The sequence below is a fragment of the Deltaproteobacteria bacterium genome, assembly GCA_040223695.1.
Taxonomy (GTDB): Bacteria; Desulfobacterota_D; UBA1144; order Nemesobacterales; family UBA2774; genus JAVKFU01.
This window is the reverse complement of record JAVKFU010000018.1, coordinates 526,422-546,013: the sequence shown is the minus strand read 5'-3', so window position 1 is coordinate 546,013 and position 19,592 is coordinate 526,422. Positions and strand designations below refer to the sequence as shown.

At 47.1% G+C, this 19,592-nt stretch carries 21 protein-coding genes and 2 tRNA genes; 11 read left to right on the top strand and 12 right to left on the bottom strand.

Annotated features, from left to right (window positions below; genetic code table 11):
• Positions 1 to 148: 148 nt before the first annotated feature.
• Both RIG61_11560 and RIG61_11555 read right to left on the bottom strand, forming a co-directional pair.
• Positions 149 to 286 (bottom strand): hypothetical protein, encoded by a 138-nt coding sequence (locus tag RIG61_11560; GenBank protein MEQ9619791.1) that lies wholly within the window; start codon positions 284 to 286, stop codon positions 149 to 151.
• Positions 273 to 1,025 carry a methyltransferase gene (locus RIG61_11555; GenBank protein ID MEQ9619790.1) on the bottom strand — a complete coding sequence of 251 codons (753 nt, stop codon included), beginning with the start codon at positions 1,023 to 1,025 and terminating at the stop codon, positions 273 to 275. Before RIG61_11555 ends, RIG61_11560 begins: the two co-directional genes overlap by 14 nt.
• 281 nt (positions 1,026 to 1,306) lie before the next feature.
• Between RIG61_11555 and RIG61_11550 the strand changes: the two genes are divergently transcribed.
• The 9 genes from RIG61_11550 (at position 1,307) to RIG61_11510 (ending at position 6,044) form a co-directional block, all read left to right on the top strand.
• Positions 1,307 to 1,732 carry a periplasmic heavy metal sensor gene (locus tag RIG61_11550; protein MEQ9619789.1) on the top strand — a complete coding sequence of 142 codons (426 nt, stop codon included), beginning with the start codon at positions 1,307 to 1,309 and terminating at the stop codon, positions 1,730 to 1,732.
• Positions 1,733 to 1,827: 95 nt separating this feature from the next.
• Complete coding sequence (locus RIG61_11545; GenBank protein ID MEQ9619788.1) at positions 1,828 to 2,445, top strand: sigma-70 family RNA polymerase sigma factor; 618 nt, start codon at positions 1,828 to 1,830, stop codon at positions 2,443 to 2,445.
• Positions 2,438 to 2,869, top strand: coding sequence for a hypothetical protein (locus RIG61_11540; protein ID MEQ9619787.1), 432 nt, complete (start codon positions 2,438 to 2,440; stop codon positions 2,867 to 2,869). Before RIG61_11545 ends, RIG61_11540 begins: the two co-directional genes overlap by 8 nt.
• Positions 2,862 to 3,389 carry a periplasmic heavy metal sensor gene (locus tag RIG61_11535; GenBank protein ID MEQ9619786.1) on the top strand — a complete coding sequence of 176 codons (528 nt, stop codon included), beginning with the start codon at positions 2,862 to 2,864 and terminating at the stop codon, positions 3,387 to 3,389. The genes RIG61_11540 and RIG61_11535 overlap by 8 nt, the downstream gene beginning before the upstream one ends.
• Entirely contained in the window at positions 3,370 to 3,840 is a 471-nt protein-coding gene (locus tag RIG61_11530; protein ID MEQ9619785.1) for an isoprenylcysteine carboxylmethyltransferase family protein, read from the top strand. The genes RIG61_11535 and RIG61_11530 overlap by 20 nt, the downstream gene beginning before the upstream one ends.
• Before the next feature lie 254 nt (positions 3,841 to 4,094).
• Entirely contained in the window at positions 4,095 to 4,271 is a 177-nt protein-coding gene (locus tag RIG61_11525) for a ribbon-helix-helix domain-containing protein (protein MEQ9619784.1), read from the top strand.
• A gap of 42 nt (positions 4,272 to 4,313) precedes the next feature.
• Positions 4,314 to 4,736 carry a type II toxin-antitoxin system HicA family toxin gene (locus tag RIG61_11520; GenBank protein ID MEQ9619783.1) on the top strand — a complete coding sequence of 141 codons (423 nt, stop codon included), beginning with the start codon at positions 4,314 to 4,316 and terminating at the stop codon, positions 4,734 to 4,736.
• A gap of 379 nt (positions 4,737 to 5,115) precedes the next feature.
• Positions 5,116 to 5,208 (top strand) — tRNA-Ser (locus RIG61_11515).
• A 209-nt stretch (positions 5,209 to 5,417) separates the two neighbouring features.
• Positions 5,418 to 6,044: a hypothetical protein gene (locus tag RIG61_11510; protein ID MEQ9619782.1), complete on the top strand. Its 627-nt coding sequence runs from the start codon at positions 5,418 to 5,420 to the stop codon at positions 6,042 to 6,044.
• 62 nt (positions 6,045 to 6,106) lie between these two features.
• On the opposite strand, the gene RIG61_11505 is transcribed toward RIG61_11510, so the two are convergent.
• Together RIG61_11505 and RIG61_11500 are read right to left on the bottom strand one after the other, a co-directional pair.
• Positions 6,107 to 6,730 carry a hypothetical protein gene (locus RIG61_11505; protein ID MEQ9619781.1) on the bottom strand — a complete coding sequence of 208 codons (624 nt, stop codon included), beginning with the start codon at positions 6,728 to 6,730 and terminating at the stop codon, positions 6,107 to 6,109.
• 314 nt (positions 6,731 to 7,044) lie between these two features.
• A complete protein-coding gene (locus RIG61_11500; protein MEQ9619780.1) occupies positions 7,045 to 7,404 on the bottom strand; it encodes a hypothetical protein in 360 nt (119 codons plus the stop codon).
• A 241-nt stretch (positions 7,405 to 7,645) separates the two neighbouring features.
• Here RIG61_11500 and RIG61_11495 point away from each other — a divergent pair.
• Positions 7,646 to 7,722 (top strand) — tRNA-Arg (locus RIG61_11495).
• Positions 7,723 to 7,857: 135 nt separating this feature from the next.
• On the opposite strand, the gene RIG61_11490 is transcribed toward RIG61_11495, so the two are convergent.
• On the bottom strand, positions 7,858 to 8,730 hold the full coding sequence (locus RIG61_11490; GenBank protein MEQ9619779.1) for a hypothetical protein: 873 nt from the start codon (positions 8,728 to 8,730) through the stop codon (positions 7,858 to 7,860).
• An 858-nt stretch (positions 8,731 to 9,588) separates the two neighbouring features.
• On the opposite strand from RIG61_11490, the gene RIG61_11485 reads away from it, so the two are divergent.
• Positions 9,589 to 10,047 carry a group 1 truncated hemoglobin gene (locus RIG61_11485; GenBank protein MEQ9619778.1) on the top strand — a complete coding sequence of 153 codons (459 nt, stop codon included), beginning with the start codon at positions 9,589 to 9,591 and terminating at the stop codon, positions 10,045 to 10,047.
• Positions 10,048 to 10,141: 94 nt separating this feature from the next.
• On the opposite strand, the gene RIG61_11480 is transcribed toward RIG61_11485, so the two are convergent.
• The 7 genes from RIG61_11480 to RIG61_11450 all read right to left on the bottom strand — a co-directional run bounded on the left by RIG61_11480 (position 10,142) and on the right by RIG61_11450 (position 19,357).
• Positions 10,142 to 10,381, bottom strand: a complete 240-nt coding sequence (locus tag RIG61_11480; protein ID MEQ9619777.1) for a hypothetical protein — start codon at positions 10,379 to 10,381, stop codon at positions 10,142 to 10,144.
• 383 nt (positions 10,382 to 10,764) lie between these two features.
• Entirely contained in the window at positions 10,765 to 11,019 is a 255-nt protein-coding gene (locus RIG61_11475; protein ID MEQ9619776.1) for a hypothetical protein, read from the bottom strand.
• Positions 11,020 to 11,403: 384 nt separating this feature from the next.
• Positions 11,404 to 11,757 carry a hypothetical protein gene (locus RIG61_11470; GenBank protein MEQ9619775.1) on the bottom strand — a complete coding sequence of 118 codons (354 nt, stop codon included), beginning with the start codon at positions 11,755 to 11,757 and terminating at the stop codon, positions 11,404 to 11,406.
• 126 nt (positions 11,758 to 11,883) lie between these two features.
• On the bottom strand, positions 11,884 to 13,212 hold the full coding sequence (locus RIG61_11465; protein ID MEQ9619774.1) for a hypothetical protein: 1,329 nt from the start codon (positions 13,210 to 13,212) through the stop codon (positions 11,884 to 11,886).
• 70 nt (positions 13,213 to 13,282) lie between these two features.
• Positions 13,283 to 13,606: an Hpt domain-containing protein gene (locus RIG61_11460; protein ID MEQ9619773.1), complete on the bottom strand. Its 324-nt coding sequence runs from the start codon at positions 13,604 to 13,606 to the stop codon at positions 13,283 to 13,285.
• A gap of 84 nt (positions 13,607 to 13,690) precedes the next feature.
• Complete coding sequence (locus RIG61_11455; GenBank protein MEQ9619772.1) at positions 13,691 to 15,268, bottom strand: DUF4301 family protein; 1,578 nt, start codon at positions 15,266 to 15,268, stop codon at positions 13,691 to 13,693.
• 111 nt (positions 15,269 to 15,379) lie between these two features.
• Positions 15,380 to 19,357 (bottom strand): PAS domain S-box protein, encoded by a 3,978-nt coding sequence (locus tag RIG61_11450; GenBank protein MEQ9619771.1) that lies wholly within the window; start codon positions 19,355 to 19,357, stop codon positions 15,380 to 15,382.
• Positions 19,358 to 19,592 lie beyond the last annotated feature (235 nt).

Here is a 19,592-nt window from a genome sequence, read left to right as displayed (position 1 = left end):
GCTACGGTGTCAAGGATAATTTTCGGCTTATCGCCTGACACCAGCCGGGTGATTCTTAAAGCCGATATACTAGATTTACAAGGCCCATACGGATGCTTGGATGTAATTTATACAGTATGACTTGATGATGGAGGGAAAATGATAGTAGCTATTTCCGGTCGCGTCTCAGCTCGACCCTCGGGTGAGCGTCCGTCACTGAGATATATTCCTTTTCTCTCTTCCAGCTCTTTATATAGTCGGCAAGCAGGAAGGCATGCGGATTCCACAAAGCATTAGAGATTCTCAATTATCCGGTCCGGTATTTCTTGAAATTTGTTGGCTATTATGGCCTCATAATGAAGGTCTTTCCCTCTGAGAGATTTGCGATGGACATAACTTTCCCGATTTCTTATATGTAATACGTCCTCTTCAACTAATTCATCTACGAAAGAGGAAAAACCGCTTTTATCCCCATCGGATAAAAAGTCCTGTTTAATACTTAAAGCGACCCAGGAGTCGTCGTTTATTATATTGATCGCGTTTGCGAAAGCGAGAGGAGGAATGTCGCCAAAGCCGAGCGCGGCAACCGTTACAAGGCAGTTCATATTCTTTTCCTCAAGATTTTCTTTCACCCCTGAGTCAAGGTCGGTAAGGTCGACCACATGATATTCGGAGTAAATGTCCGGTCTGTCCCGCTTCATGGCTTCACTGGCTTCCTCTATGATATCTATACCGACGATGTCGTTTACACCGATCCTGCTAAGCTCCTCTCCGACTATGCCGTTTCCGGCTCCCACGTCCAGAACGCTAAGCTCATTCGGTTCCCCTTCTTCTTTCTGCACCTCCGCCTCAAGCAGCTCCGCAACCTTCCGAGGTGATTTACATTCCAGCAGGTCGTATACGATCTTTTCGTACAGACCGGGCACGGAATATATTTTCCTGTAATCGTGAAGCTTCACTTTTTCACGTAAATCACCACTGTCTACAACAACGAATTCTTCATCCTGTTCAATTTCTTGTTTAAGAATAGGAATCTCCACATCCATGAAATATCTCCCTTTTTACGAAGTCTCTTGTCTCACCGAGTTTGTATGAAGTTTTTCAGATTATTCGGGCGAGAAAAAACGCCCTGAGGAGCTATCTAAAAATATTCAATAATCCCAGACAGTTATTTCATCATAACATTTTGACGGCGGTTTGTAAACTCCGCCCCTGGCCGAAGAGGGCTAAGATCCGGCCACCAGGGTTTCCCCCGAAGGTTTTTCTACGCCGGCTCGTATAAAGATGTAAAGCCGGCTAAAGATCAAAAATACACAGGGGGTTAGTTATGAGAAAATATGTGATAATGGCGGCTATATCAGGCCTCGCGTTAACCGCTTCGATAGCGGTTTTCGCTCAGCCCTGGACAGGCAGCCCGGAGCACGGAGCAAAAATGGAACTGCTGTTACAACTCTCTCCAGAAACGCAGAAACTAATTCTCTCCGAATTAGAAACATTGAGGGAAGAGAATGCAGGTTTACGGGAGGAGATGAAATTAACGCGAAATGAGATGAAAGCTATTCTGACCGCGGCTGAGTTCGACGAAGATGCATTCAAATCAAGCGCCGACAAGATGCATTCACTTATGAACGAGATGTTTGCAACATTGACCGACACAATTTCAGAGATAGCTCCTCAACTGACGCAACAGGAGAGGGAGATACTGGCCCGGATAGCTCCCGATGCACCGCATCACCGCGGCGCGCATGATTGATAGCTAAAACTCCTACACTCGTCAACGGGCGCGCTGAGGTGTTAGATCCATCCCTTCCGTCTGTTCATTTCAGTACGCCCGGATGTTATTATCTTATGGAGTCGACCGCAAGTATAAAAGCCCTGACCCCCATGATAAGCGAGAGCAGAGAACATACCGATGAAGAGCTTATGGCGCGCATAAAAAAGGAGGGTGACCGCAGTGCATTTGCGGAGCTTGTAACAAGGCATACTGAGAAATATTACAGGCTAGCATACCGGATGCTCGTGAGCAGGGAAGAAGCGGAGGACCTGGTGCAGGAAAGTTTCCTAATGCTGTGGAGCAAACCCAACATATGGGACAGCGGCAGGAACGCGAAGTTTACGACCTGGTTTTATAGAGTCGTAACGAACGCGTGCCTCGACAGGAAGAAAAAGACAACTACACTCCCGCTAGATGCGGGATACGACCATCCGGACCGGAGCGCCGGCACCGAGGAGTTGGTGGAAATGAAGAGAAGAAAAGACGATATAGAGACATACATAGCGGAGCTGCCCGATTCCCAACAGACGGCGCTCGCTCTGTGCTTTTACGAAGGTATCAGCAACAAAGAAGCGGCAGAGATCATGGGCGTAAGTGTAAAGGCAGTCGAATCGCTCCTCATGCGCGCAAAGGCTTCTTTGAGGAGAAAAATAACCGGCACCACACAGAGGGAGGGACTGCACGATGGATAGAAAAAAATTCCTCATATACCTGGAGGCATACGGGGCCGAACTCGATAAGTGGCCCGCTGAACTGAGAGAAAAAGCAAAAGAGGTCTGTTCGTTGCAGCCCGACCTGCTGAAAGCATTAAACGAGGAGAGACGATTTGAGGAAGCACTTTCAATGAGGCGTTTTGAGGAAGCATCCCCGGGACTCGAGCGAAGAATCATCGACACGGCGGCAATGGAAAAACCCGCGCTCGAAAATTACTCAATGTTCGATATTCTGGGCTCAGTATTTAAGACGATACCACTTCCTAGACCTGCAATCGCCCTTCCGCTTCTTCTTGTACTCGGTATATTCGCCGGATTCTTGTATGCCAGCTATACCGAGAACGCAGAGAGCAGTACTCAGCTGGCCGGACTGTTATATTACGAGGAGATTTATTATGAGTAAAGCGCTTAGAATCGTGCTTGCGTTTTCCATTCTGCTGAATGTTCTTTTGATCGGCATCATCATCGGGAGCTTTTCCCATAGACTCACCGGACCTCTCACCATGCATAATCAGATGAACGAAATGATGGGCGAACTACCCGAAGATAAACGTGAACTCGTCGAGAGAACGATGAAAGAACTCCACAGTGAAACCAATGAAACGAAGAAAAAAATCGAGCGGAAAAGGGACGAGGTATTAGAAGTCCTTACGGCACCTGAGTTCGACGGCGGACTTTTCGATCAAAGAGTGGCCGAGCTTCACGAGCTTATGGGAGAGCTTGTATCCGAGGTCGCAAGCGCGTCGAAGAAGATAGCGAGCGAGCTCGATCAGAAGCAACGGATAATGATTGCTGAGTTTATTAGAAGGAGACCCACTCATCATTTTCCACCTCACCGCGCGTGGGAGAAATGGGAGGAAAGCGGAGATGAGAAAGCGGGGGAAATACGGAAGCGGAAAGAAAATGACAACAGCGGACAATGACAACCCCGGCGTCATAGCGATGCCGCCACTGATATTCATCATATTCCTCGCCATCGGCATACTGATAAATCTGCTCGTGCCGCTCAGCTTCATACATGGGTCCGCCAGATTCATATCGGGGATTATCATACTGTTAGTGTCGGGGATAATCGTGCTGTCGGCTCAACGCAGGATGAAAAGGTCCGGCACTAATATAGACGTCCGAAAACCCTCGACAGCCGTAGTTACAGGCGGAATCTACTCCTATACCAGAAACCCGATGTATATGTCGATGGTCATATTGTTAATAGCGCTTGCGTTTCTGTTAAACAACCTCTGGGTCCTGATAGTAATACCCTTTTTTATGGCCGTGATACGGAAGGGTGTCATAATGCGCGAGGAAGCCTATCTGGAGAGGAAATTCGGCTCCGAATATACGGAGTATAAAAAACGCGTACGGAGATGGATTTAAAACCATCTTGACCATATAACTCCTTGCAATCACACCAATTTATCAAATAGGCTGCACCCCCGAATATACGAATAACAGGTTAATTCAAGAATAAGCCTGTCCGCCGCCCCCGGAAAACCCCGAAACCCGGAAATTTAAGTCATGAGAGGGAGTTTTGAGGCTTAACAAAAAACTCTATTGACATCATTACGTAATGATGTTATAAATGAACTGTGACTGCCGGAACAATAAAACAACGCGCAAACCCGAATAAAATGCATAGAGGGTCTTTATACATACCAACCCTCCTCTATGAAAAATTGAGACTCTATTCATTTGTTTCAAGAAAAAGCCAGTCCAAGATTATTGAAGAGGCAATATCCGACTATCTCGATAAAAATATGGTAGGAAAGGAGTACGACAACGTACTTATGTACAGACAGGACGTATAGAAAAGTTTAGTTCACAAATTCACTCAAGGCGAGGATGGAGCCATGACAGTTAGAGAGGTGATCAAGTTTTTAGTAGAGAACAACGGATGGTATCTCGTGAGGATTTGCGGGAGCCACCGCCAGTTTAAGCTGAGGAGCAAAAAATCGAGGCTCACCATCAACTGTAAAATGGACAAGGACCTTCCCGAAGGAGCGCTTTTTTACTCACTTAAACACTGCCTCGAATCACAGCAGATAATAAACAAGGAGCATTACGAAATAACAATAGAACAGTCCGGGAACTGTTTTTCGGCTTACTGTCCCGACCTTCCGGGCTGTGTCGCCGTGGGAGATACACTGGAGGAAACAAAAGAGCTTATGCTCGACTCCGTCCGTCTGCATCTCGAGGGATTGAGACAGGACGGGGTGCTGGTTGCTGAACCCGGCAATACTTCGGCATTTTTCGAGATCAGGCAAGCCTCCTGATGTCGGCAGCTTAGCGTGTTACCGGGCTGCCGACATCAGGGTCAGAAATTCCTGGTCTGAAGTAAAAAAGTGCAATTGTTTATATAGATAACCCCATACCCCCCCATAGAGCGTCAGGATGAGCAATTCCCAAGGGAACCTGATCCTGACGCTCCCTTCTTTTCGGCTCGTACTGTGTTCTATTTTTCATTTCCGCATACCCCCCTCCCCGCTTATTAGGACCGCTAACCCCGAGCCCGGACCGGGTATTTAATTACGTGAATGTCAGCAAGCAAGCGCAGGGGCCGGACAGCCCGTCTTCGTTGACACCCCCCTTCCCTGCGGTTATTTTTTATGTTCTAATTTCTTATAAATACTGAGCCAAAAAGTGAGTGGATAAGGAGAGGTGGCCGAGTGGACGAAGGCGCTCGCCTGCTAAGCGAGTAAGGGGCCTTAAACCCCTTCGAGGGTTCAAATCCCTCCCTCTCCGCCATTCTGAATGGATATGTTTGCCATAGGAGATTAGCGGCAAAAAAATCCGATGAATGCCGTTGAAAATACTAATATCTATTTGAAGAATTAAGCAACATTCTAGTATAATATGACCTAATTGATCGTTTGTGTGTAAAATCAAACATGATCACATATTCCAAATTAAAAGATTTGCACCCTTGTCGACTTAATAAATCTGATTTGTTTGAATTGGTCGAAATTATACAAAGTGATTTTCTTATTACTAAAGGTAGCGATGATTTTAGAATCAGTTCCTCTTTTGATGGAACTGAAATACACGAAAATAGTCTGGAAGATTTTCTAAAGCATAAGAAAATACCGAAAGTTTTTTCTAATTTATACATTAACCAATACGGTAAAACAAACAATGGAGATGAAGGTATAAGTCATCTCCAACTCAAATTTTATAATTCTTTTGTTTCCTTATATGTATCTGGCAGTTCAGAAAGTTTGGTCATAGGTAAGTTTTCTCAAGTTACCGATTTCTTGCGAAAAAGGAGACCATTCTTTTGGTTTTTTCATACGAAAATGAGTTATTTTATTCGAGGAGTTTTGGCAGGAAGTGTATTATTTTTTCCTATTTTATTACATAGGGGCTTGGATATTTTAGGCATATTACTACTATTAGGAATAGCCCTCTTCTTCTTCTCTGTACATGCAATGACGAAGTTTTCTCATACCAAAATAAACCTTCAAGATAAAATATCTTTCATGGAAAAATATAAAACCGTGATTATTATTATCGGAATAGTAGCTAGTATTTTTACCATCATTGGTGTAATACTTGAATTTATCATGTGGCAATCAAGTCAATGATGCTTCTACTTCTTTTCTTGAATTTGCCCTAACAAATTTCGAGCCCCTATTAAGATAATCTCTCAAGCGCCCATGCTCTCGAAAAGTCTGAGTAAATGATCCCCGCTCTTCCTAGCGAAACCCACAATCCTCCCCTCGTCATCGGCGGACAAATCGGGCTCGATCTTCCTCACGGTCCTCTTTATGGCGAGCGAGTGTCCCGGGTCCTCCTTCGCGTGAACCTCTATAAACTTCGAGGGATAGGCGGGCTTTTTGTGCTTCGGGAACATTATCCCAGAGGCGTTCTCGAAGAGATAGGAATGACCGAGTATTCCGAGAGGGTACTTCTCCGCCTCCTCCATAAGGAAGCCGTCGTAGCTCCCCGCAAGCGGAATATCGGCGATGTCCACACTCTTTATCCCCATCCCCGAGAGGTCTTCCAGAGCGATCTCCGCGTGCCCGAGCTCACCCCGGGCGCACATCCTGAATCTTTCGCTCAGATAAGGGTTCGATTCCCCGGTTCTCTCAGCCGCCCTTAAAACCGCTCTCCGGCTTATATATTCGATTGTGTAGAAGGTCTTCAGGAACCTGATATAATCCTCACGGGAAACTTTTCCCGAAAGGAGCGCCCTCACCTCATCCATGCTCTCTACCCTGCTGAGATAATCACCAACCTCACAGTCGAGCTTCTCTTCAAGCCTATCCATAACAGGACAAATATCATATACCAAATTCCTGAAATTTAAACAGCGCAGAATCTGCGCTCATATACGTTTTCTCCCTTCCTCGTCGGATAGCAGGAACCCCCTCATGCTATCTGTTAGCGGACGCTATTAGCCCCAAAAATACTTTGATTCCAGGGTTTCTGCGCAAAACCTGCGCTTACACATGGTTTCTCCCTTGCTCGTAATAAAATATGGGAAAGGCCATGTATGCCTGAAAACGCGCTTTCACACGTCTCCAGGCTGCCTTCTGGGAATATCGAGCATATGTATCACTGAGCAAGTGTGAATTCTTCACCTCAGACCGATGTCTGGGAATTCAGCTCAAGCTCCGGCATATCCAGGCACATTTTCTTGCATCTCACTTTGTCTTTAAACGCAGAGCATTTCAGAACGTCGTCGTAAGTTCGGAATGTAAAGATACTCGGACGAAACTTCGCTTCCACTACCATCTTCCTGAACGGACAGTAAAACTTCTTCATCACGAGCTTGTGAGACAAATTGCGACTTTCTTTTAGTAAGTAAACAGATACGGCCAGCAGTGAGATAAAAGCAAGAAGTATCGGCACAAAAACATAAGGAACCATAAGACTCAGTAATAGCAAAACAGTAAGAATCATGCTAACTATGATTGAAACAACCGTGTTGAGTTTACCCATTTAACTCACCCCTTTCACGTTATTTCATATTAAATACAAGTTGCATATTTTATGCCATATTCGCTATAACATAACTCCCTGTATAAACTCGTTATTTGTTATTAAGCAATTTGACTTTGATCTAAAGTGTCATAAGTTCCGACACATTTCCGGTATTCGCAGTCTGTAATCAGCTCTTCAGGCTCGAATTCCCCCACTATTGATGAACTCCCCATTATCGGTAAAATTATTACTCCCCTGCGCGCCCGTAGCTCAACTGGACAGAGTGCTTGACTACGGATCAAGAGGTTGGGGGTTCGACTCCCTCCGGGCGCGCCACCTTTTTCCCACGTAATTACAGCTAGTTGCATTTACACGAGGAAATAAATACGTTTGGCTCGGTCTTCTTTTCTACCGCAGAGCGGTTAAGTTACAACCGCCCTGCGGAATTTTGACTATGTACTGTGATCGGCTCTACTTATACGGCAGATGGTAAAAAATAGATGCTATCAGCCTGTACTTGAATTCCTCATCATCCGTAATCGGGAAACCCGCGCCGAACCCAATCTGTATATCTTTGTTACTAAAGGGAGCTACCTTGATGCCGGGATCTATATTAAGCACGGATTCTCCGTCTTCCTCCCCGTTTAGAACCGTCTCGCCGTCGAATTCCAGTAATACCTCAAGCCAGTCAGTAGCGTGTGCAAGCAGGGAGAGGTTGTAGCCCAGCTCATCCCCTTCATCCTGATTATTATTCTGGTTCACAGGAAATCCGAGATGAAGAAACGATACGACTTCGAGAATCCTGTACTTATAACCGAAAGAGAGGAACGGCTCGATCTCGAATATGTTGTCGCTGCCTATCCCTTTACTGTCGTCCCCCGTAGGGAGTCCGAACTCGATGCCTCCCCCCACGAGTATCCCGTACTCCTCCAGGATAAAGCTTGCGAGCTTGAGACCTATCTCTATATTGTTAAAATGGCTCACACCCGAACCCTCATCCGGGTCGAGGAACGTATAGGGTATGTCGGCTTCTATGCTTATGTTTCTGGTAAAGGCGTATTCTAGCTCCAGGTTTACGGTGTGCTCCTTGAACCCAGACGGCCCTTCACCTTCCTCCCCGAGCTCCTCATCCTCTGCCTCCCCGTCTACATCGAGAAAAAAATAGTCGAGCCTTATTTTCGTGTCTGGGGAGGGTGATTCGGTAATAAGAGGGTGTGAGAAGTGCAGCCCCTGAATATGGCGCGACTCCTCCTCATGCGCACGGGGTGATATATGTGGACATAATAACTGTAATAAAAGTAGAGTGGACGTAAATAAAACCGCTTTGTATTTTATATATGACATATGACTCCTCCTTTATGCAAGTCAGCATTTACGAAAAGATTTCATCTTTACGTATTATTGTTATTAGAAATAATGAAGATACAGTGTCAGGAACTGAATAAAGGAGGGGAGCGATTAACGCTGTTTTCTACAATCAATACATAATTGATATCATGTTCATATAAACCGAGGGAATATATTTCAGAGTTGCAAGTAAATTGCTTATCATTGCTAAGCCCGAAATCCTTATACTTCTTATTAACAATTATCGTTTGATTTAGTTCGATTAAGAAATGCTTTTTGGGAACAGTATCACCAGCGGACAGGCCGTAAGTCACTGAGCCCTTCGAAACCATAGTCCTTAATGTGCAGGGTGCATTTATGAACTCATAATCTTCTTTTTCGCTTTTTGTAAAAGAAAAAGAGATAAGGGTAAAAACAATAAAGAGAACTATTCCGGTTCTAGGTGGCAAATTTAGGTCTGTCATATATTAGGAATACAATTGACCTTATTTTGAATAATTTGTAAAGAGTGGGTTCAAACGTACTATTGCTCGCTATAATTTAAGCCAGTTGTAAATTCTGTGTAGTTACAACTAGATTAGGTGATTTTAATTCCGGAGATTCATTCGTCTTCTATAACCCGAATTGCCCACGCTACAATAAAAAAACATGTTAGGTCAGGTTTTTGACAAGCTCTGGCTCCTTCGGAAGCTTGACAAAATACGTTCAATTTAAAATAATCGATATAACTAGTAATCAGCGCATTAGTTGATTGTATCTGCGGTATTCATTGCATGGAAAATGGTCTCTTCCATTAGCAAGCACATTATAAAAAGCGTTGAATAAAATTAAGGGAAATAAATAAGGAGGTGTCATGTGTTTAACAATATCAAAAGTCTCAGCATCCCGTTAGTTTTCTTCCTCTTTGTATCTTTTAGCTTGTCAGGCGTCCTGGCACAGGAGCAAAAGGAAGAATCTTTATACAAACGTCTAGGCGGTTATGATGCCATAGCGGCGGTGACCGCCCAGCTTTTTGCCCGCATGATCGAAAACGAGCAGCTTGGAAAATATTTTATTGGGCTGAATACAGAATCGAAGCAAAAGGCACAACAATTAACTGTGGATTTTATTTGTAAAGCAACCGGCGGGCCTTGCTTATACCTTGGTGAAAATATGAAGGTTGCTCATACGGGATTGGGCATAACAGATAGTGATTGGGATGTCTCTGTAGAGATTCTAGTGGGAATTCTAGATGAATTTAAAGTGCCTGAAAAGGAAAAGGGGGAACTACTCAGCATGCTCTCGGGGCTGAAAGGACAAATTGTTGAAAACTAGAGTTTAACTTGAAGTGACCTGTGCCGATATAATAAGACGCTGGGCAACCTAGATTGCCGGGAAGCGTTGTTTTAGGTCCGATTAAAAAAATCTGTTAGAAAAGCTCCCGCTGAGCGTCCTCCAGGAGCACCCTTTTCAAGAGACTCTTTGCGTGTATTACAGCTTTCTCCTTTATCTCCTCAAGATCGTTCGACTCATTGGCGAGGGGGAAGGAAAGCGAGATGAAAACAGGGTCGGTGGCCGATTCCAGATCTTCTAGCTCTATGGTCAAATCGACTAGAAAGGATTTCTCGTCATCGGTAAGCGTTATATTTTCAACCTTGTATTGAATCATGTCAGGATTTCGCCAGTCTGGGGTATTGAAGCAGGTTCACCAAAGCCGTGTTTGGAATTTCCTCATTCATATCGATTGCAGGAATTAACGCCCGAATCCGGATATCTCACCCGGAATTTACCTTGATTATATAAGTATCCGGCGGATAATTCAAATGAATCCACGAATTTAAATTTTTTATATGATGTTTAAGGAAGCAAAGTCCTCTCTTATATGGGGAATTATCCGGTAGCCGCTTTTTTTCCAGCGAGGTGAGCTCATTAATAGTATAGCAGTAGAGTTATTGGCAGGATTCAAATAGAAACCGCTCTACGCAAAATGAAGGCATTAGTATGACGAATGTATCCGGTTGACCCCGACCCCCCCCCCCGGTTACCACTAGGTTAAAAATCCGAATTACCGCTGCCGAACTGCTGAAGCACATCGTTTATGACGTCATCCGAGCTCACACTCATTATTTCGTCATAACTGTCCTGGAGCTCTTCCCGGCTCATAATTCCCTTATCAATGAGAAGCTTTTCCAGAGCCGTAATCTTCATCCGGTCGGAAACTATGGCTCTTACAAGATCGAATATAAGCCTCCCCTGGGTGTCGTTTCCGAAAATCTCGGAAAGCGGCATTATATCTCCCTTCTCCAAATCCTTTCCTCCCTTAGCGAACAATACCGTGTAGTGAGTTATCCGATGTAATTTTAATGCTCATATTCGAATAGAGCAAATCCAATCTTCTATTCTCGTATTCGTTCCTAAGTGCCCCTATCGATTGTACAGCCGTCCTTCAGATCGGAAGAACGGATATTACAATTGAAATTGTAATTATCAAATCAGAACAAAGGAAAACCGGGGTGGTTTGAATCTTTATTCCCATCGTACATCAGAATATTGAAGGTGTGAACAGAAGAATCCGGCCCGGCGGCGGGGATTACTCGTAGCAACCGGCTTATACAGTTGAACTCTAACGGCAGGCAAGAATAACCACAGTGCCGTACACGTGCCGATACCTCTGTGTATAGAGGTTCGCGCCTAGTATTTCCAGGCGGCAAGACCCTGGCAGACGACCGTAAACCAGTTGTCCGGGTATTCCCTCTCGAGGTACCAGCTCATATTCAGAACAGAGTTTGCGCCGATAAGCACGGCCTGGTCCTTTAGCACGTTAATGCACTGGTTGACGTAAGTATCCTCGTTATATTCCCGCTCCCACGCAAGCCTGTAGTGCCTCTCGCTCTTCCCTGTCACGTATTCGACGGAATCATAATTCTCGATCTCGTCCGGTACGTTCATTTCTTCTATGAATACAAAATCTCTCAGATTGTCCCAGGCGCCCGCAAACTGAGCGCTCATAACGAGAAAAAGGATCGAAGCGGCGACAATTCTCATGAATTCATCCTCCTGCCGGACATAAGCTCCCGGCTCTCCATTTTGCCGGGCACATATATTATATACCCGACAGTACCGATTTAGAATACCGTCGCTTAATATCTTTAACAGCGAGCGCGCAAAGCCCTACCGCTTCGCTTTCCGAGCCCCCGAGGACATACCGCTCACCGAAAAGTTGAAGTCTGTGTAAAACGGCAGGTCCGTATCCGTCATTAACAAACGAAGCTCATCAGGGCATCCTTGTGGGAGACCGTCTTTTTCAGGAGCCAGCCGTCCCCAAGAGTTTACTAAGCCCCTCGCCCCTAAGATGTCGCCGTCTGAAAACAGCTTGATCAGCCGGCCGGCGCACTCCTCCACAGCGTCTTCGAAGAGCTTGAGATCGACCTGGAATCGCCCCGTCTTCTCGTCGAAACCAATTGCCCCCTTGTCCCTGAACATCCGGTAGGTAAGATAGGCGGAGCCGGTATCGGGATGGATGTAGCATCCGCCCCTTCTTATATATCTCAGCATCTCCGCAACGGAAACAAGATAAGCCTGCTTTAGGAGCCCGTCAGCGAGCAGGCCGTCCGCAAGCCACCTCATGTTATATAGCGCGATCATATCCGATTTCAGCTCATGGAGAATCATATAATCCCTGTCTAATTCAGACATCGCCTTTCCCAGACAATCAGTCCCCATAAAATGACCGACGTCATGCCCCCTGAGCCATATCAACAGGAGCTTCGCGGTATCTTCATAAGTGAGTTCCTCCAGTCCCCCGGAGGCGTTTATATAACGTCGGGCGATTGTTTCCGTAAGGGCTTTGAACCTTGCCGCGTAGAGATTAATGAAAACCGTCATTCGAGAAAGGGAAGAGAGATTTTCCTTACTGCCCCCTGAATAAAAAATACAAATCGGCTTATGAGAAACGTCGAGCGCGCCCGCGAGTGAAAATACATCAATACAGCTTATCTCAGGCACTTGTTTGCCGGGGGAGTAGACCACAGAGCCCTGCAAATCCGTCAGCTTATCCGCAAACAGCGGCAGACGGCTGTCATATTCCTTTATTGTGTTGTCGAAATTCCGGTTAAAGACACCCGCCGCTCCGGCGTAGAATCTCTTCCCGCCGCCCCCGGAAGAGAACACCTTTCCGATTATGAGCTCAATCCCGCCTGAATTAGAGTTGCCCGCAAAAAGGGGATAGAGATCAAATATTCCTTTCTGAACCGAATAGACCCCAGCCTCATAAGCCTCTCTTTCAGGACCCGCAAGGTATCCGGAGCCTTGGCTGAGCTTATCCGTAAGCCCTTTCCAAAGGGTGTTTTCACGTGAAGGGGTAATCCCCCCCGTAAGCTCCGACTGATAAAGCCGATCGATATACCGGAGCGCTTCCGAGAAATATCCCGCAATCCCTCCGGTATCCTTCGGCAGGACGACCGGCAGATCAACCGTTACGGTATTGTTCGGCTCCGGCATCTCCCGATATTTTAACCAATAAGCTTAATACGTGGAAAGGGGGAATATTCCCGGCTACAGGATTGCTGGATCAATCGGATTCGCCGGGGCGTATTTCGACCACTGAAAGGTATTCGTCAAGCATATCGAGAGCTTCCTCCATGCCTGCCGTATCCCTGCTTTTTGCGGCTTCCTCTATCTTGGCTCCAATAGCGCTTATTTCAGGGAATCCGTACCCTGCGCCTGCGCCCTTCATTCCGTGGCCGAGTCTCTGTGCCTCCGCCAGATTTGAAACGACAATGCATTCCCTGATGATTCCTATTTCATTCCGTCTGCTTTCGAGGAAAGAAGGAATCAGATCTTCAAAATCCGGGTCTATGTACACTACTTCTTTCTGATACCATTTGCCCGACATATCGAATGCGCCCCCTGAAAATTAGAACGTATCTTATTAGTTAATAATACACCTGCTACCAATTGTCTGTAAACAAGCCGCAACCTAACCGGGCTGATGCTCGGGCCGCAGCAGATCGAATACCGTTTTTACAGGATTAAAAGTTATAAGAGGAACCTCTACAAAGACAGAATTCCAGTAAGCCATGGATCCGTTCCATAAGCCGGGTAGCTCAAGGGCCTTAAACTCCCTTCCGTCCCTTGATTTTATCGTTATAAATCCGGCGTCACGGTCTATATACTCTGTAAGATTGTAGGCCCTGCCCTTGTAATCCCTGAGTCCGCACACGATGTCAACGGGATTGAAATGGGTGGAGGATTCCCATACCGCCTTTTGCCCGGGGGAATTCATATCGACCTGTGCCGATTCCACAATCTGCATGCTCAACGAGCCGCCGCTCCCTCTCACGTAGAAAGGCCCTCCTCCGGGCTCCCCCGCGTTCTTTACAACTCCGCATACCCTTATGGGTCTCATAAGCCCGGAGCGGATAAACTTTGTTTTCTCCTCCCGTGTCGAGCCGTCGAGGTTTTTGGGAATAGTAACATCGATGCCCATGTCCTTGAGATTCCTCAACTGTTTTGTTACGTCATCCTCGGGCGCGCCTCTATCCAGCAGGCGTAGAACCGAAAATACCCGCCGCTCAAGCTCTATCAAATAACCGCCCAGAGCTTTTTTATAAAGGTATGTCTGCCCTTTTATCCTGTCAGGCACTACGTTGTCGATGTTCTTTATAAACACTATGTCGCAGTCAAGGTCGTTCAGGTTCTCTATCAGCGCCCCGTGGCCGCCCGGTCTGAAAACGGGCTTTCCCTCCTCGTCCAGAATCGGTCTATTATCCATATCCACCGCGATTGTATCAGTAGAAAGCTTCTGAACGGAGAAATTAATTTCTAGAGTCGCCCCGTTATCTTCGTAGTTTCCCTTTACGTCCCGGATATGATCCTTTACGTTCTCCATATGCTCCGGAGAGACAGTGAAATGCGCGCGCGCCCTGCCTCCCTCGTCCCGCGTATAGTTAAGCGCCTCTACAAGATGTTCCTCAAACGCCGTCCTCCGGGCGCCGGGATAGCTGTGGAATTTTATTATCCCCTTGGGAAGGTTCGAGTAATTAAGCCCCTTTTCAAGGAGCAGGTGCTCGAGAATCTCCGGAACGCAACCGTCGTCCGCTAAAACAGCCTCCGAATCGTAGCCGGAATTTTCAAGCGAGCCGCGAAGGTCGTCGAAAAATGCGAATTTATCGAGATTATTTATAAAGGTGAGAACCTTTTCGGCTTCCTCATCACCCCTATCGGCAGCCTCTCCGAGGGCCCGCCTGTCCAAGCTTTCAGCCCTGTTCAGCACCGCGAGAAGCTCCTTGAACATTCTGCTGGCAGCCCCGGACGCAGGTACGAACTTCACTATCTTCTTATCTCCCGACGCTTCCTCGAAAAGCCGGGCATACCGCTCTTCCTCACCTTCTATAGAGACAATGCCGTCGCCGAGCGTACACGGGCGCGCAAGCTCTACAGGGGGAAGCCCCTTTCTGAACATCTCCAGCTGGGAAATTACGGTATCGGGATTAATCCCTCTCGATTCCAGTTCTCTAAGCACATACTCTTCGAGCTGCGCCGGTTTATCACTCAATTTCCGTCACTCCTTTTTTTAAGGGACTCTTCAGAAAATATTCTAAACGGAAATTCGCTTCTGCCCAAAGAAAATGATATTTATACCGACGGGAATGTCCTTTAAGGGAGTTCAGGAACCGGGGTCCTGACCGAAGGACCCGTTTACGTAGATGCTGTCGTTGAGCCATTTGCTCACGATGTCGAGGAGGGCCCGCTTCTTGAGCGGCTTCGTTATATAATCGTCCATATCGTTTTCCAGACACTTTTCCCTGTAGCCCGCGATAGCGTGCGCGGTGACAGCGATTATAGGAGTCCTCTCCTTTGCTTCACAGCGCTCCCAGCTCCTTATACTCCTTGTAGCTTCGAAGCCGTCCATTTCGGGCATCTGCACGTCCATCAAAATAAGGTCGTATTCGTTTTCCCGCACGGCGGCCACGCTCTCGCGCCCGCCCGACGCGAGGTCAACTTTGTAACCGCCGATCTCGAGTATCCGCTTTGCCAGGTTCTGATTATCCGGCGTATCATCCACAACTAGGAGCCGGGGAGTAATTTTTTCTTCTGCCTCGGACGACCCTGAAAACTTCCCGCCGGAGATATCAGCCTTTCTTCCGCTCCGGCTCATATCTCCGTTAACGAGTCTTCTTACCGCCTGGTGCAGCTTTGAAATCTTTACAGGCTTGACTATAGATTCATCCACTCCCGCGTCTCTAACCTCGGAGCCGCTATTGCCTCGCCGTGAAGTAAGAAGGAGCATTTTTATTTCATCTCCCAGCCTTTTTCTAACCCGCCCGGCAAACTCGACCCCGCTCATGTCGGGCATAAGATTATCCACTACCACCAGGGCCAGCTTATTATCCATACTCTCCAGAACTTCCAAAGCGGCGCTTCCCGTCTCCGCCTCCATTACCTCCAAACCCCAGAGAGAAAGAGTCTTGTTAAGCATGAATCTGCTTGTCTTATTATCATCCACCACCAAAACGGCTGCGCCGGGAAAATCCGGCTTCATTCTACTGACCCCGCCCTCTCTTTCCCAATCAACTTTGAGCGGCAGGCTGAAATGAAATTTCGTGCCTTTTCCGAGTTCGCTCTCGAACCAGATTTTCCCGTTCATAAGCTCGACCAGCGATTTTGAGATGCTTAGTCCGAGCCCGGCCCCGCCGAAGGTCCTTGTGGTAGAGCTGTCAACCTGTGAGAATTTTTCGAATATTTTCACCCCGTGCTCGCCTGAAATTCCTATGCCGGTGTCGGCGACCGTAAAGTGAATGTCGAACCGGTTTCCATCCACCTGTCCCGTGTTCTCAACCTTTATGAACACCTCCCCACTGTCCGTGAATTTAACCGCATTCACAACGAGGTTGTCAAAAACCTGTCGTATACGCTTCATGTCCCCCTTGAGCCTGTCCGGAACATCATGCTCCACATAGGAAACGAGCTCAATGCCCTTCTCAAAAGCCCTTACCGAGTGTGTTTCCGCAACTGCTTCCACAAGCTCCCTGACGCTGAAAAAAGACTCTTCTATCTCCATCTGCCCGACTCCTATACGTGAAAAATCAAGGATATCGTTTATGAGACCCAGAAGAGATTCGGAGGAAGACTGTATTACACTGAGTGTCTCTTCCTGCTCGTCGGTTATCTCAGTGTCGAGCGCAAGCTCCGTCATACCCATTATGGCGTTGAGCGGCGTTCGTATCTCGTGGCTCACGTTCGCTAGGAACTCGGTTTTAGCCTGGCTTGCCGCCTCTGCCGCTTCCTTTGCCTCTTTTAGCTCGACTTCCGTCTTCTTGCGCTCTGAAATGTCCATGAAGCTTCCCAGTACCGCATGTCTGCCGCGGTACTGTATAGAGGTCGTGGTCTCCATTACCCATCTCATCTCGCCCTGCTTATTGACGATTCTGTACTCGTAGGGCGCATGCCTTTTTCCATCCAGCATCTCCCTGCTTTTTTCCCTGACCTCCTCGCGGTCCTGCTTGTGAATCAGTTTCCAAGGATTTGTCCCGATAAGCTCGTCGCGCGAGTGTCCCATAAACTCCTCGAACTGAGGGTTCACGTACTGAAACTTGGAATCCTGTATTATGAAAACCCCGATCGGGGAACGCTTTGAAAGGGTTTCGAACAGCTCTTCCGCCTGTTTTCGCTCGGATATATCCATCACTGTTCCGAGCACAGCCTCTCTGCCCATGTACTGAATCGACTTCACCACCTCCATTGACCATACAATACTTCCGTCCCTCTTGACCATCCTGTACTCATACGGGGCCTGAATATCCCCCTTGAGCATCCTGATGGCCTTCCCTCTGACCGACTCTCTGTCGTCCCCGTAAACGAACCACAGTGATTTCTTCCCTAGAAGCTCTTCCTCTTTATAACCGGCTTGTTTCTCCAGCTGCGGGTTAACAAATTTAAACTCGCCGTCCTGGATAATGTATATCCCGATCGGGGAGCTCGTGGAAAGGGTTCTCAGCATTGTCTCTACCCTTCTCCTGTCCGTTATGTCGGCAACGCTCCCCAGTATCGCGCTCCTATCCCTGTATTTAATCTTTCTTGCGGTCTCCATGAACCATTTAACTTCTCCGCTCTTGCTGAGGATCCTGTATTCATAGGGCGCGCCGGTCTCGCTGTCGATCATCTGCCTCAGGTTTTTTTTAGTGGGCTCACGGTCCACGTGAAGAATAATTCTCTCGGCAACTGTACCCAGAAGCTCCTTTTCCCCATAGCCCGTGTGTTCGCAGTATTGCTTATTGACGTATTGTATTTCTCCGTCCTGGACAATATATATACCCAGTGGTGAAGTATTGGATAGCGTTCTCAGCATATCCTCGACATGCTTCGTCTCGGTAATATCGGACACGCTTCCCAAAACAGCCCCGCCGCCGCTGTAATTGATTTTCGTAACCGTCTCCGATATCCATACAGTCTCACCGTTTTTGTTTACGATTCTGTACTGATAGGGGGCAATGCCCAGACCGTCCATCATATCCCGAGCGCCAGTTTCGCGCGCCTCCAGATCCTGCGGTAATACTATTTCATCGATACCGCTTCCGATAAGGTCGTCCCTGTCATAACCCGTAATAGATGCGAACCTGGAATTCACGAATTCGAACTTGCCGCCCGAGATTATATATATACCGTTTGGTGAGCTCTCCGATACAGTTTGATGGAATTCCTCAGACGCTTTATATTCTCTGATTCTCTCTTCGAGCTCCGCCATAGCGGTTTTGTTAAGTTCTTTCTCATGTTCGAGATTTGCTTCGGACTCTATTAATGCCCTCTCCGTCAAGGATTTCTCCCGGTAATTCCTCCCGTAATCCGCCACAAGTCCGAGAAACGGGACAAAGCACGCGAAAACTCTAAGGAAATCCGAATACAGGAAGTATTCGCCGGAAAGGTTTGATGAAACGAGAATGATATATAGCTCAGAGGCCAGAAGCGGTATGAGCGTCAGAAGGAGTATGTAGGAGAAGAACGTCCTTTTTTTCCTTCCGCAAATTTCGGCCGCCAAGCCGGCGGCAAGAACGAATACAAGGGGGATGAGCGCCCAGACATTCGACGACATGGAACGCGGACCAAGCGCGCCTGAAACTGCGCCCGGTTTTGCCACTAAATATATTAATGCGATAGAAGCCCCTATGATCACCGAACTCAATATAAGGAACAGCCCGGTCCGTCGGTTGAAATCCTCATAAGGACGCCCGCCGAGGAGCATCAGCGAACCTGCCAGGATAATCACCGCCGGAAACAGGTCTACCACTGAAGATGAGGCAAAAATGACAAACTCACTGTACGGTGTATTATCGAATACGCGGGCGGTGAAAAGCTGAAACCCGCTGATTATGGCCGTTCCCACAAACGAGACGCCCAAAAGAAATGTGTATCTGTTCCTCTCTATCGCATAATGTACGAGGCAGAGTATTCCCGTAAACAGCGCGACGGCAATTATAACACTCACGGCCATATTAAACGCTTCCGAAAAATCCATATCTCCGAACCTGAAGCCTGCGCCGAGAAGCGACAGGGCGAACGGAAGCGAGCTAACCGCAAGAACCGCTATAAGAAGCCCCCAGGGAAAGGATACATGCTCCGATTGTAAGTTACGGCTCGAAGTCTTCATTAATAGACCGCAAACAGGATAATAGGTGCACAGTTACCCCTTTTGAAGAATTAAGCAATCGCCATGCCACAGGAATTATTTAATAACCTACCGGTATTACTACATGTTTTGTGAGAGAATGAGAATATTGTACAGATTGATTGACAATATTTGTCACCGCTTTTCCAAACATCGGCGTTTGGGTGACTTACAATGCAGGAAGTTGATTCTATGAGGCATTTACATATCCCGGACT